Here is a 14389-nt window from a genome sequence, read left to right as displayed (position 1 = left end):
TGATCCGTGCGGACCATATCGACCGACATCCCGGCCAGGCTGGATCGTCTGCCTTGGTCGCGGTGGCACTGGATGATCGTGATCGGGCTCGGCTCCGTCTGGATCCTCGACGGGCTCGAAGTGACCGTCGTCGGCAGCGTGGCCGCCCGGCTGTCGGAACCGGGCAGTGGCCTGAACATCACGGCGGCACAGGTTTCCGGTCTCGCCGCGGCGATGTACGTCGCGGGCGCGGGCTCCGGCGCGCTCTTCTTCGGTTGGCTGACCGACAGATTCGGCCGGAAGAAGCTCTTCTTGGTCACCCTGGCGGTGTACCTGTTCGCGACCGCGATGACGGCACTGTCGTTCTCGATGTGGTGGTTCGTCTTCTTCCGGTTCCTCACCGGATTCGGCATCGGCGGCGAATACGCGGCCATCAATTCCGCCATCGACGAGCTGATTCCGAAGCAGTACCGCGGGCGCATCGACATCGTCATCAACGGCACCTACTGGCTCGGCGCCGTCGGCGGTGCGCTGCTGTCCGTCGTCGCGCTCGACACCGACCTCTTCGCCTCGGATGTCGGCTGGCGCTTGACCTTCGCGCTCGGTGCCGTGTTCGGACTGGTCATCCTGCTGGTGCGCAGGCATGTCCCGGAGAGTCCGCGCTGGCAGTTCATCCACGGTCACGAAGACGACGCGGAACGCACCGTCACCGCGATCGAGGAGCGCGTCCGAGCGGACGCGGGCGCCGCGCTGTCGGACGTCTCCGATCAGCGAATCCGGATCCGGCAGCGGCGGACCGTCTCCTTCCGCGAGCTCGCCGAGGTGATCGTGCGGCGCTATCCACGGCGCGGCGTGCTCGGTTTGTCGCTGTTCATCGGGCAGGCATTCCTCTATAACGCCATCACGTTCAACTACGCGCTCATCTTGTCCAAATCCTTCGATATCCCCGTCGACCGGGTCGGCTACTACTTCGCGGTCCTCTGCTTCGGCAACTTCCTCGGCCCGCTGTTGCTGGGCAAGCTGTTCGACACGGTCGGGCGCAAGCCGATGATCGCGGGCAGCTATCTCGGTTCGGCCGTGCTGTTGCTCGGCACCGCATGGCTTTTCGCGGGCGGGCAGCTGACCGCGACGACCCTCACCGCCTGCTGGACCGCCGTGCTGTTCGTCGCGTCGTGCGGCGCCAGCGCCGCCTACCTGACGGTCAGCGAGATCTTCCCGATGGAGACCCGCGCCATGGCCATCGCCTTCTTCTACGCGATCGGAACCGTCGCGGGCGGCGTCGCGGGGCCGTTGGTGTTCGCCGAACTGACCGCGGATGGCGAGCCAGGGAAGACCGCCTTGGCGTTCGTCATCGGCGCGCTCGCCATGTTCGCGGCCGGGTTGGTCGAACTGGCCTACGGCGTGCGGGCCGAGGGCCGTTCGCTGGAGGAGTTGGCCGAGCCCCTCAGCGCGACTTCGGAGCCGAGCAGTGTCGAGGCCGGTCAGCCGCCGCCGAGCGGGTAGGGACGGCACTGCGCGGTGTCGTCGGCGGTGGCCCGGCCACAGCCGTAGATCATCACGGGCTCGGCGGTGCTCGACGGATCCCAGATCTGCTCCACACTGAGCATGCCGACCCACTTGTCGTGCGCCACCCGCCCCGCGTGGGCGCCCTGGCTGACCGAGAAGTCCAGCACGCCGCTGCTGGATTCGATGGCCGGATGCCGCGGTAGGTCGCGCAGCGCGGCCCATACCGCGGCCGCGCTGATCGGGATCGGCTCGGTCCACACGCCCGAGACGGCCGGGGCCAGCGACTGCACGGCGCGCACGAACAATCCGACCGCGTCGTAGGTCAGTGCGACCCGCTCCCCCAGCGGATGCAACTGGACGCGCTCGCCGAGCGGTTTGTCGGCTTCGGCGCACGCGTTCCAGCTCGGGATGTCCGGATCCACGGTGGTGGCGAGATGGTAGAACTCGACCCGGCTGCGTCGGCCCTGGCCTCTGTTCCGGCAGGTCACCAGGCTCGCTTTGGCCACGTAGACCAGCGGGCGCGCGCTGTTGGCCGCCCTGCGCCGGTCCGCGCTGGCCATGAACCGGTTGACCGAATCGTCCGCGATCAACAGCACCCGCTGGTCGCCACATGCTCGGTTGAGGCTCTGCAGGAAGTCGGGGAATTCCGAATCCCGGCCCGCGAAGAACAGCACCTCGTCACACGCGTCGGTGTTGTCCGCCCCGGTGAATGCCTCGCGCACGTCCCAGGAGCCATCCCAGATCGCTCGCCCACCCCTGGCGAGAATGTGCAGGTCGGCGGCCATGTTCGTGGTGTAGAGATCGGTCGGGTCGGGCCGGTGGAAGATCCGTACGCCGCGCCCGGCCGCCCCTGGAAGCGAATTCAGGTACTGCTCGATCATGTCGGCGATCGCATGGTTGGGCGGGGCGATCTGGAAGTACAGCGGCGAGGACAGCACCATCTCGTCGGCCGACAGACTGGGCGCCACCATCGGAATGCCGAGACCGGTGAGCGAATTGATCATGCTCAGCGTCGCCGTCCGGCTCTGATCGAGTCCGATCGCCCCGACGATGCCCGGCTCGGCGCGGATCAGCGGCCTCAGCAGATCGACGACCTGCGGACCCTGCAGATTGGCCGGACCGGTGTTCGCCAGCAGCAGCCGGATCAGCGGGACGGTGTCGGGCGTGAGGGCGTCGGACGAGGCGACCGATTCCAGCGCGCCGTACTGCGCCAGCGCCAAGCCCTCGATGTCCTCGCTCTGCGCCGGGTAATCGCCCGGAACGCCGGCGAGCTGGCCGAAGTACACCAGGGTGAACAGCGGCCGCGCCGGCTGCTCCCTGGCCAGCTGCTCGGCCAGCAGATTCTGCTTGTACACCCGCCGCTGCACCTCCACCAGACGGCCGCTGCCGGGCTCGTCGCTCGCGAACAGGAAGCCCCGTCCGCCTACCGCGGGATCATCCGGATCGTAGGCGCTGAAACCGACGCAACTGCCGTCCGTGCCGGGAACGACGCGTACCCACCGGTCGGCCGCGACGGGCGCGCACGCGGGCGCGACCGCGCGCCACGGTCGCCATGTCGCGAATCCGGCCGCCGCCATCGCCAGCACCACCACCAGGAACATCGCGGTCGCCGACACCGCCCGCCGCGCCCACCACGGCGGATCGGGGGGCTGGATGCGCCGGAACGGGTCGGGCTCGTCGTCGTTCGGGCCGGTCGCGGGCACGTCGAACCACAGCTGCCAGGCCCGGGGGCGCTGCCGCTGCCGCTCGACGGGCAACTCCTCCACCCAGATCTCGTACAGCCGCCGCACCCGGTACACCGGGCGCGCGGTGACGCCCGGTGGTGGCGTCCGGGTGCCCGCCACCACCAGCAGCGGATCGTCCTTGCCTGTCTCGTTGCGCACGTCGTTGATCAGGTCGAGCAGCCGGGGACCGGCTTCGCCGTCGAGCGCGCGCAGGATCGCGACCGGATAGGTGGTGCGCCGTGCCGCGCCGAGACTCCACCAGCGCCGGCGGTAGGCGATGCGCAGGTCTTCGAGGAAGGCGTGCACCAGCAGCTTGGCCAGATGCTCGGCGTGTTCGTGGCGCCTGGCGCCCTCGGTGAGGCGGTGCGCGAATCCGACGAACTGGCTGGACTGTTCCGGGGCCAGGTATTGCTGGCGCATGAACCACCGGAACTCCCGCCCCACACCGGGGATCCTGCCGCCGGTGCGCGCCCGGAACACGGCCGTGGGCAGCACGATGCGCAACAGCCCCAGCACGATTCGCTGCACCGGGCCCACCGTGGCCTCGGCTTCACCGAGCAATTCCTCGCCCCACCGGCCGAAGTCCCTGCGCAGCAATGTCGCCAGCTCGTCCAGTTCGTTGTCGGAACTCAGCTTGCGAGCCATCAACCACTCGGCCAACCGATAGCGCCGGAACGGCAACGGGCGCAAGCGCCCGAAGCGGTCCGCCGACAAACCCTTGCAGAGGTTGTAGAGCAGTCGGCGCAGTGCGGTCAGCCCCGGCGTGGTGTCCTCGACCAGGGAGCTGCCGTCGGGCAAGGGGTCGAGAGCGTCGACGTTCGCGGCCACGTGCACCGCGCCGCCGAGCGCCGCGTCGAACATGTCCAGGCATGCTTCGACATTGGTGAGATCGCCGCACAGACCCACTGTCGGCAGCATCCGCTCGCCGCGCGGCGGCCGCCGTACCAACGAACGCAGCAGATCTTCGAGCACATCGACTCCCCGAAAGGAGACAGCTCTGGTGCCGGACATCACGCCCCCGTGTCCTCCCGCCGAATGTGACCACCCATTGAAGCAGACGCCAAACCCGTTGGCAGTCAGAGAGTCTTCGCGCGAACCGGCAGCGGGGAGGGACGCGACCATGCGGCAGACACGCCGAAGCGGCCCGGAATTCGCGGGCGATCAGGTCGGGGCGAGGAGTTCCATCCGGCGGTACAGCGGAACTCGGGTCGAACCTTCGATTTCGCGCGGTTCGAAGCGCTTGTCGCGCAAAAACTCGGCGAATTTTCGCGGCGCGCGAGTCACCCGCCGCAACAAGCTATTTACACCGCCGACACGTTCACCGCGCCGGGAAAACACTTTCCACAGGCGCGATTCGAACGAAGGCGCCGTAAAGCGGCGTACAGCCCGCAATTACGGCTCGCTTGCCGACGGCGGCGTCGCCTACGGGATCGTCGGGGTCCGGCCGTCCGCACGTCACGGAGGGCCGGGCGACCCCGTCGGTCCGGTCAGTTGTGCCGCGGGTCGGCGGTGGAGGTGTGGGGCCGGGTGATCCGGCGATGAGCCATGACTTCGGCCCACCAGCCGCTCAGTGGGCTGGGGTCGGGCCATACGATCCGATCTCGTTCTTCGTCGTCCGCGACGGGCGCTTCGGGTTTCTCGATCACGATGACGTTCCTCTGCGCTGGTGCACGTTGCCGCACACGTACTTGCGGAGAGCCCTCGTGTTCGTGCGCGCCGGTGGTTTCGCGCCAGAGCGCGTCGAATCGGCTGAACATCGAGCAGCGCGGGTTCCTCGCCCCATTTATCGGAACGACCGCGCTGTCGAACCGATACCTCCAACATTTACCACAGCACACCTGAAACAAACCGATCTTTACGGTTCACGATTCGGACACCAAGCGGTCGCTTGGTTACAATTCAACCCGCTGATCAGTGAAAACATGCGTTCGACCGGCTTTCTTACACGAAACCGAAAAAGGACAGCGAGCGAAAAATCACCTATCCCGCTCACCGACGGCCGTGGCTGTGCACGCGTGCCCGCGGGTGCCGGTGTGGCGGCGCCCCGCACCTGCGGGCGGCTCGGATCGGCGGATCGCTCTCGTCGACATCGCGTAACGCGCGACTACGCTCGCTGCGCGATTCCGAACGGGCCGGGGAGGTCGATATCGTGCGGTGACCATCGACAACGGCGCCGATCAGGCGCGGATCGGCGAGGCCCGAGCCCGTCAACGGCGGAAAGGGCGGAAATCCCTCGCGCGCAATGAGTGTGGCCGATGCGGGGAAGGGGCCGCGCAAGGGTCTGTGGTGGCTGATTCGGCCCGAGGCACCCGGGTACCCGCCGACTATGGTTCGCCGAACCGAAGCTGTGGGCACACACGACGAGGTCACCCGGGCACCGACGCCCTCCGACCGGGTGGATGCCCGATTCTCGCCGCCCGTCTCGGTGCAGGCGTCCACAGCCAGGGAAACCAGGTGATACCGATGGCCGATCTCCGCCGGATAATTCGAAAACACGGCCCCTTCGCCTCGGTCTGTTTCGATAGCTCATTCGACACCGAAGACGCGGCGCGTGGCACCGAGTCGCGCTGGCGCTCGATCGACGCCGAATTGGACCGCAGCGGCGCCCGCCCGCGGATCCGGCGGCTGCTTGCCCAGGCGATCGAATTGCATCCCCCGCCGCGCGGGCGCTGCGGCAGGATGCTCATCGCCGACGAGACCGAGGTGCTCGCCGACGAACGCTTGCCGAGCCCGCCGCACGCCCGGATCGTTCGGGTGTCGCCCCTGCCCTACCTGCTGCCGCTGATCGAAGTGCAGGCCGAGAAGATACCGCACGTCGTGGCGTTCGTAGACCGAGTGAGTTCGGAACTCTACGCACTCGACGGCCACGGCGGCGAAGCGGAGGAGACCCTCCGCGACGTCGGCCATCCGGCGCCGGAGATCCGGCGTGAGGACTGGACGCATCGCACGATCCGGGAGCGGGTCGAGAACACCACGCGACGCGACATCCGCGAGTTCGCCGGGGAACTGGACCGGCTGGCCGAAACCGTGCACGCGGAAGTCGTCGTGCTCGCCGGAGAGGCCCGGGCCAGGACGGAGCTGCGGGCGGTGTTCGACGCGAAGGGCCGGGATGTGGTCGAGGCCGAAGCGGGCACGCTGATGCCGGGGTCGGATCCGAAGGCGCTCGACGCGGAAGTCCGCGAGATCCTGCACCGGGTGGCGGCGCTGCGCCACCGTCGGGTGCTCGACCGCTTCACCGCCGAGATCGACCGTCCGGACGGCCTGGCGGTGGCCGGGCTGGCCGCGACCACAGCGGCGTTGCGCGCCGCTACCGTGGAGCGCCTGCTGCTCGACCGTTCGGCGCTGGGCGATCGCTTGGTGCTGGCCGGGACCGCTCCGAACCCGTTGCTCGGCCCGGCGGCGAACGCCGCGGCCGGTGAGATGCGCCGCGCCGACGAAGCCCTTCCGGTGGCCGCGTTGGCGACCGGCGCCCAGATCGTCCTGGTCGACTCCGTGGCCGCGCTGCGCGATGGAGCCGGTGCCCTGCTCCGGGGGCGCTAGGACGCGGCGGAGTTCACGATTTCGGGATGCGCTCGTGCAGTGTGAGCAGCATGTGGTCGAAGGCGGTCTGCACCGCGGGGGGAGCCGGGGGCAGGTGGTCGATCTCGGTGACGAGCTGGGCGGCAAGATCACGTAGCTTGACGTTGGTCTCCTGCGAACGCCACTGCAAGACGTGGAACGCCTGCTCGGCGTTGATCCGGTAGACCCGCATCAGCACGCCTTTGGCCTGCTCGATCAGCGCGCGCGCCCGGAACAGTTTCGGCAGCGTGCCGTCGAGCAGATCCTGGCGTTCCTCGGCGATGGTGGTGGTCAGGTCGACGTAGTAGCCCGCGGTGCCGACGACGGTGCCGTCCTTGTCGGTCATGGTGTCGCCCAGCACGAGGACGTGGTGCAGCGCTCCGGCGGTGTCGATGATGCGGTGGCGGCTGCAGAACGGTTCGGCGTTGCGGACCGACTTCTCGATCGCCTCCGCGACATGATCGCGGTCCTCGGGGTGCTTGTGCGCGAGCAGCAACTCGGTCGTCGGCGTCACCGAATCGGGCGGGTAACCGTGCACCGCGGCGACCTCGTCCGACCACTCCCACCGCTGATCGGCGAACCAGAATCGGAAGCTCCCCGTGGTCTGCGGTGTGCCTGCGCCGACCACCCGGGCTACCGCTCCCTCGGCCGTGTCCACGATTCGGTCGCCCGATTCGTTCATCGCGTCAGTATGCTCCTACCTGCGGTGTTTCACCGTGGATCCTGCGGATCGAAGCAGACGTCCCGACCGCGCACCCCTCGCGGTGACCATCATCATCCTAATCCCGGGGCGCCGGGTTCCCGGCCACGCATGGGCCGCCACCGCGCGACGGGCGAGCCCGGCGGTCATGCACCGAAGCGCAGGGTCACTTCGCTCGAGAGCGGGGCCCATCGGAGAGCGCTTCGCTGCCTACGGACGGCCGGCAGCGCCCTGCGCGTACCGGGCCGTCGGATCGGCGAATCGAGCAACGGACGAGTTCTCACTTCGTCGAGTGCCGGGCCTGCTCAACAGCGACACGCGTACGACAGGTTCAGCGGTCGCGTTCCGCCCAGAACGCACAGTCGTGCGTGGCGGCGAAATCCTCCGTCACGACGCTGCCGGTCGCCCGCATGATCAGAGCAGGTCCATCGGAGCTGTGCCCGGTCGACTCCGGCCAGGCAGGCCATTCGGGTGGACCCGGATCGTTCGGGTCACCGGTGTGGGCGAAGGTGGTCCACCAGCGTTGCATTCGCGCGGCGAAAGCGGCGGACGCACCCGTCCAGGGAATCGGCACGCCCATGAATCTGGTGAACAGATAGAACAGCTCGGAGGAGTGAAAGGCCCCGGGCAGAACAGGATTGTCGGCACCGAGCGGCGCCTGATCGACTTCGTACTGCCACAGTGGATGTCCGGCTTCGCGCGCGGTTCGGCTGGTGAACAGCGCGGGACAGGCGAACCGGCTGTCGGTGATCACCGCGATCTGGGCGGCCGCCGGTGAGGGGTATCGGTCGAGCGGATAGCGGGTCAGGACTCGCTCGGCGTCGGCGCCGAAGGATTCGCGCACGTACCGTTCATAGCTCGCCGCGTCCGGGACGTGCCCGCGCGCGTAGTCGGTTTCGGCGACGCTCAGCGCGCCTTCCGCGCTGGTGGACCCGACGATGAGCGGCGTCTTCCTCGCGTCCCCCACCAAGGCCGCGTCGAGTGTCCGAGTGATGACGACGCCGTCGATGCTTGGCACCCACACGGGAGTCTGCCCGTCGGCTTCGACGTCCGGCGCGTCGAGGAGTGCCGCTACGGGCAGTGCGCGCAGGCAGGCCAGCCGGGTCGCGGGATCCCCGCATCCGACGCGTTCCGCGTAGCGCTGCGAGCGCGCGAAGGCGTCGCCGGGATCGACGGGGGCCAGGGGCGCTTGTGCGCAGGCTCCGCTCTGGATGATCGCTTTGGCGAACAGGACCTCGGAGCCGGGTGCGGCGAAGTGGGTGCAGACACTCACGCCGCCTGCCGACTCACCGAAAATCGTGACATTGCCCGGATCGCCACCGAAGGCGGGGGCGTTGTCGCGCACCCACCGCAGAGCGGCCTGCTGGTCCTGGATGCCGACCGTTCCGGTGGCGCCGCCGGATTCGGCGGTCAGTTCGGGCAGCGACATGAAGCCGAACGGCCCGAGGCGGTAATTGGGAACGGCCACGATGACGTCGCCGTCGGCGACCATCCGGGTGGGCCCGTCGTATTCGCTGTTGGAGCCGTTGATATAGCCGCCACCGTAGAAGAACACCATGACGGGCAGCGGGCGATCGCGGGCGCGGTCCGGCGCGTATACGTCGATGGTCAGGCAATCTTCGCTGATCTGGCCGATCGGCGGCACGCCGGGCAAGTAGCCGTTCTGCGCGCACTGCGGCCCGTGCTCGCGCGCGGGGCGCACACCGGGCCACGGCGGAACGGGGCGCGGCGGCCCGAACCGCGCTTCGCCCCCGGTGGGCGCGGCGAACGGGATGCCCAGGTATTCGACGACTCCGTCGGCGGCGTGGCCGGAGACCTCACCACCGGTCACGAGGACGCCGAGCGGCGCGGAGGCCGCCGGGGGTGGCGGAGTACCCGCGAAGCACACACCGGCGGCGACCGTCAGAGCGAGCGCGGTTCGCACGATCGAGCGAATCATGGCCGTCCACTACCTCCGATGCGTCGCTACGGTCGGCGGCGAGGCAGGCGGCCTCGTCCACCGCGGTAGCCGGCATCGATCGGCTCGACGGCACGGTGCACGATCGGATCGGGAGCCGACCGGCCGCACGCGGCTGGAGCCGAAACGCCGCTGGAACCTTCATCCGGCAGATCACACGCCCGCGGCACCCCGTCGACGACGTTCGGACCCCCACCCGCGGCAGCGGACACCGTGCTCGGCCCTCATCGTCCGCCCGGCCCCGCCAAGTCGTCGCTGCGACCCGCGGCGATGGCACCTCGGGCTGATGCTACAGCGGTCCGGTGCGCGTGGCGGTACACGACGCAACCGCTGCGAAGGCCACGCGCTGGTCACCACCGGCCTGTTTCGGTTCGACCGGCGACAACCGAGCCGCGCGTCAGCTCTCGGCGAGCAAGGTCATTTCTTCGGCGAGGATCTTGATCGTCTCGCGGATCTGATCTTCGGTATGGCAGGCGGTGACGAAGAACCGCAGGCGCGCCAGATTCTCCGGCACCGCCGGGTACAGGATCGGGTTGACATTGATGCCGCGGCGCAGCAATGCGTTCGACAGTCTCAGCGTCTTCGGCGAGTCGCCGACGATGCACGGGACGATCGGAGTGTCGTGGCTGTCGCCGGTGTCGATCCCCGCTTCCCGGGCCAGTCGCAGGAACAGCCGGGAGTTGCGACGTAGCCGTTCCAGCGGTTCGGTCTCGGACCGCAACTGCCGGATCGCCGCGGCCGAGGCGGCCGCGTTCATCGGCGTCATGCCGACGCTGTAGACGAATCCGGGCGTCGTGTACTTCAGGAAGCGGATCAGCTCCGCGCTGCCCGCGACGTACCCGCCGCACCCGGCGAGCGCCTTCGATGTCGTCCCGGACCACAGCTCGACATCTGCGCGATCCACGCCGAAGTATTCGCCGATCCCACCGCCGCCCGCGCCGAGCACCCCGACGCTGTGCGCCTCGTCGATCATCAACAGCGCCTTGTGCTTCTTCTTCACCGCGATGATCGCGGGCAGGTCCGGGATGTCGCCGTCCTGACTGTAGACGCCCTCGATCAGGATCAGCACCCGCCGGTACTGGTGGCGGATCTCGGTGAGCAGCGCGTCGAGTGCGGCGTGGTCGTTGTGCGGGAACGGACGGCGGGTCGCGCCCGACAGCTTGCAGCCCTGCATGATGCTGTCGTGGGCGAGACTGTCGTGGATCACCAGGTCCTCCGGTCCGACCAGGTGTCCGATGATCGTGACGTTCGTGGAGTGGCCGCCCACCAGCGCGATGGCGTCCTCGGTGCCGAGCAGGGCAGCGAGTTCGGCCTCGAGTTCGCGGTGCACCGGCTTCTCACCGGACAGGATCCGGCTGGCCGAGCAGGAGCTGCCGTAGCGGGCCACCGCGTCCTGCACGGCGGCGACGACCGCCGGATGACCGGACAGCCCAAGGTAGTTGTAGCTGGAGAAGTTGATCACCGGCGCACCGTCGATGACGGAGGTGTCCCGCGTGACACCGTCGTTGATCAAGAAATAGGGATTGGACAACCCGAGCGCTTCGAGACCGGATACCCGGTCGGAAATCGCCTTCACCTCAGCGAAATCCGAGATCCGGTACTCCGGCTCGATGACCGCGCGCCGGGGTTCGGGCGCCTCGGCCATCATGGGTACGGCGGCTTGCCGCGAGACGGGCGCGCCCCCCTGATTCGAGACCTGAGCGATCACATCACCGATCGTCGTGGCGGGGGTGAACCGGCTCGGGTCGATGGTCGCTCCGGGCAGCTTGCGCACGAGCGCGGCGATCAGGTCGGTGAGCATGAGCGAGTCGAATCCCAAGTCGTCGCCGATAGTTTGGGCATCGCGGAGCCGATCGGCCGGGAAACCGCTCACCCTGGCGAACTCCGCGCGTACGACACCGGCGACGGCTTCCGGGGCGATCGGCAGGTCCGTGGTCGTCTGCGTCGCGATCGGTTGCGGCGTGACCGTCTGCGGGACCGCCGCCGCGGCGCCCGCCTGTTGCGGAGCGCGCCCGGCGGACGGAACGCCCGCGAGACTCGCCAGCACGGCGTTCTGTTCACGGAAGAGGGCGATCAACTGGTCCATGGAGGTTTCCTCGGCTGGTGCGGAAGGCGTGGGGGTGGCGCGGGGTTCGAGCCAGAACCGCTGGTCGGTGCAGAACTCATAACCGGGCAGCCGACGGCGGACGCGCTGCGCGGGTTCGTAGAGCCGATCCCAGTCGGGATCGAATCCGTCGCGATACAGCGCGGCGACGGTGCCGGCCAGTTCGCCCCCGGTCGCGCCGGGCCCCGGGCTGGGCGTCAGGCAGCGCGCCGCCAGGTCCGGGCGGGTCCGGCCGGCCTGCGCGGCGAGGACGCGGCGCGGCCCGAGCTCGACGACATGACTCGGTTCGGTGCCGAGGGCGGCCTCGATGGCCTCGCCGAAGCGGACGGTGGCGCGGACGTGCTCGGTCCAGTACGTGGCGTCCATCGTCTCGGTCGCGTCGAGCAGGCGACCGCGCACGGTCGAGTACAGCGGCAGAGCCGGTGTCCGGTAGGTGCATTCGCGGGCGACGGACGCGAACCCCTCCAGCATGGGTTCCATCAGCGGACTGTGGAAGGCGTGGGACACGGTGAGCGCCTTCGCGCCCACCCCGCGCGCCGCGAGCGCCTCATGTGTCCGGGTGATCGCCGCGGCGGCGCCGGACAGCACGATCTCCTTCGGTCCGTTGACGGCGGCGATCGCGATCTCCGTCCGGTCGGCGAGCAGGTCCGCGACGTCGGCCGCGTCCGCTCGCACGGCGAGCATCGCTCCCCCCGCGGGCAACCGCTGCATCAGCTCGCCGCGTGCCACGACGAGACGGCACGCGTCGTCCAGATCGAACACTCCCGCCACCGCGGCGGCCGCGAACTCGCCGATGCTGTGCCCGATCACCCAGGCCGGACGGACACCGAGGTCGGCGAGCGACTTCGCCAAGGCGTACTCCATCGCGAAGATCGCCGGTTGCGCCAGATCGGTGCGGTCGATCGCGGTGTGCTCGTCGAGCATCAGCTCGCGCACCGAGCGACCGAGATGGGCGGCCATGACCTGGTCGACCGCCGCCAAGGCGCGCCGGAACAGCGGACTGGCCGCGTCCAGCGTGCGAGCCATTCCGGGGAATTGCGAACCCTGCCCGGTGAACATCCAGCCGACGCTCAGCGGTCGCACCACCCCGGTATCCGCCCCCTCGCGCAGCCGCGCGATCGCGGTGTCGCGATCCGCCGCGGCGATCGCGAGCCGGGCACGACCGGACGACTTGACCTGGTTGCTCGTCCAGCACATTTGCGCGAAATGATCCGGCGGGCTGGAAGCCAAGGCATCGGCGAGCCGACGGGCGTTGCGCCGCAACCCTTCCGCGTCGTTCGCCGACACGGTGAGCACTCCCCCGCCGGACGCCGTCGACGTTTCGGCCGCAGGTGCGCTGCCCAGCACGACATGGGCGTTCGTGCCGCCGATGCCGAAACTGCTGACTCCGCCGTAGCCGGGGCCCTCCAGCGGCATCGGGTCGGTGAGCAGACGCAGACCCTGCTGCGACATCCGCAGCCGCGGGTTCTCCTGGTCGGCGAACCGTGACGGCGGAACCACGCCGTGCCGCAAGCTGAGGGCGGCCTTGATCAAGCCCGCAACGCCCGCGGCACCCTCGGTGTGGCCGAGATTGCCCTTGATCGACCCGATCCCGCAGGGGCGAAGCCTGTTTCGCCCGTGCAGTTGGCCCAGCGCTTTGACCTCGATCATGTCGCCGAGCACAGTTCCGGTGCCGTGCGCCTCGAGAAAATCCACCTGCTCGGGCCGTACGCCCGCACGCTCGCACGCCGCGCCGATCACCTGCTGCTGCGCCCATCGGTTCGGCGCCGTGATGCCGTTGCTGCGCCCGTCGGAATTGACGGCGCTGCCCTTGATCACCGCGTAGATCGGCAGACCCGCCGCCTGGGCGTCGGCGAGCCGGCGCAGCACCAGTACCGCGACGCCCTCGCCGCGCACGATGCCGTCGGCGTCGGCGCTGAACGGCTTGCACCGAGCGTCCGGCGCGGAGAGACCGGCCTGGGTGTAGAACACCCCGACGGCGGGCGTGAGCACCAGGTTGACGCCACCGGCGACCGCCTGATCGCATTCGCCGGAAGCCAGCGCGCCGCAGGCGAGGTGCACCGCGACCAGCGACGACGAGCAGGCCGTGTCGACCGCGACACTCGGTCCTTTCAGGTCGAACTGGTAGGACAGCCGGTTCGCGGTCATGAAGTACCCGTTGCCGGAGCCGTGCTGCGGCGTGATCGCGGCGTAGTCGCTCATCTGCAAGTTGGCCCATTCGTTGGCCATCACCCCGACGAAGACGCCGGTCCGCGAACCGGCCTCGCCGCGCGGGTCGAGGGTGGCGTCTTCGAAGGCCCGCCAGGTGGCTTGCAGCAGCAACCGCTGTTGTGGATCCATCGCCTCGGCTTCGCGCGGGGCGATGCCGAAGAAGTCGGCGTCGAACGCATCCGCGTCGTCCAGGAAGCCGCCGCTGCGGGTGTTGATCGTGCCGGGCGCACCGGCCGGGTCGTGGAAGTCGGCGGCGTTCCAGCGGCTCGACGGCACCTCGGAGATCGCGTCGCGTCCCTCGATCAGCAGCCGCCACAGCGCGGCCGGATCGGGTGCTTGGGGAAATCGGCAATCGAGGCCGACGATGGCGATATCGGTCATGCGGCGAGGGTGAATTCGGCGGCCAGGTAAGCGGCGATGTCGGCGATGGTGGGGTACTCGAAGACCAGCACCGGGTCCACCTCGAGTGACCAGCGGTCCTCGATCTCACCGCACAGGCTCACCGCCGAGACGGAGTCCATGCCCAGCTCGGCGAGCGGGACGACGGGATCCACCTCGTGTGGCTTGCGTTCGGTGTAGTCCGCCACGCGCTCCACGAGCCAATCCTGGATGGTGGTCGGACGAGTGATGGTGCTGGTGAACATGTTTCG

General features: G+C 69.1%; 8 protein-coding genes. 2 read left to right on the top strand and 6 right to left on the bottom strand.

What is annotated here, in order from left to right; genetic code table 11:
- Positions 1–6 precede the first annotated feature (6 nt).
- On the top strand, positions 7–1482 hold the full coding sequence (locus tag ACGF7Y_RS19930; RefSeq protein WP_393235803.1) for an MFS transporter: 1476 nt from the start codon (positions 7–9) through the stop codon (positions 1480–1482).
- Here ACGF7Y_RS19930 and ACGF7Y_RS19925 read toward each other — a convergent pair.
- Entirely contained in the window at positions 1461–4181 is a 2721-nt protein-coding gene (locus tag ACGF7Y_RS19925; protein ID WP_393235801.1) for a hypothetical protein, read from the bottom strand. The two genes, ACGF7Y_RS19930 and ACGF7Y_RS19925, sit on opposite strands and share 22 nt — an antisense overlap.
- 515 nt (positions 4182–4696) lie before the next feature.
- On the bottom strand, positions 4697–4855 hold the full coding sequence (locus ACGF7Y_RS19920) for a hypothetical protein (protein WP_157106603.1): 159 nt from the start codon (positions 4853–4855) through the stop codon (positions 4697–4699).
- Between the two features lie 817 nt (positions 4856–5672).
- On the opposite strand from ACGF7Y_RS19920, the gene ACGF7Y_RS19915 reads away from it, so the two are divergent.
- Positions 5673–6749 carry a hypothetical protein gene (locus ACGF7Y_RS19915; RefSeq protein ID WP_393235799.1) on the top strand — a complete coding sequence of 359 codons (1077 nt, stop codon included), beginning with the start codon at positions 5673–5675 and terminating at the stop codon, positions 6747–6749.
- 13 nt (positions 6750–6762) lie between these two features.
- Here ACGF7Y_RS19915 and ACGF7Y_RS19910 read toward each other — a convergent pair whose 3' ends face one another.
- The 4 genes from ACGF7Y_RS19910 to ACGF7Y_RS19895 all read right to left on the bottom strand — a co-directional run bounded on the left by ACGF7Y_RS19910 (position 6763) and on the right by ACGF7Y_RS19895 (position 14383).
- Positions 6763–7449: a PAS and ANTAR domain-containing protein gene (locus tag ACGF7Y_RS19910; protein WP_393235797.1), complete on the bottom strand. Its 687-nt coding sequence runs from the start codon at positions 7447–7449 to the stop codon at positions 6763–6765.
- A gap of 349 nt (positions 7450–7798) precedes the next feature.
- On the bottom strand, positions 7799–9406 hold the full coding sequence (locus ACGF7Y_RS19905; protein WP_393235795.1) for a carboxylesterase/lipase family protein: 1608 nt from the start codon (positions 9404–9406) through the stop codon (positions 7799–7801).
- 415 nt (positions 9407–9821) lie between these two features.
- Entirely contained in the window at positions 9822–14120 is a 4299-nt protein-coding gene (locus tag ACGF7Y_RS19900) for a type I polyketide synthase (RefSeq protein ID WP_393235793.1), read from the bottom strand.
- The gene (locus ACGF7Y_RS19895) at positions 14117–14383 is read right to left on the bottom strand and encodes an acyl carrier protein (RefSeq protein WP_393235791.1); all 267 of its coding nucleotides are present in this window, start codon (positions 14381–14383) and stop codon (positions 14117–14119) included. Before ACGF7Y_RS19895 ends, ACGF7Y_RS19900 begins: the two co-directional genes overlap by 4 nt.
- Between the last annotated feature and the right edge of the window lie 6 nt (positions 14384–14389).

Origin of the sequence: Nocardia sp. NPDC047654 (genome assembly GCF_043205035.1) — a bacterium.
GTDB lineage: Bacteria > Actinomycetota > Actinomycetes > Mycobacteriales > Mycobacteriaceae > Nocardia.
Note: the sequence above shows the minus strand (reverse complement) of the source record. Positions and strands in the feature narration are given on the sequence as shown.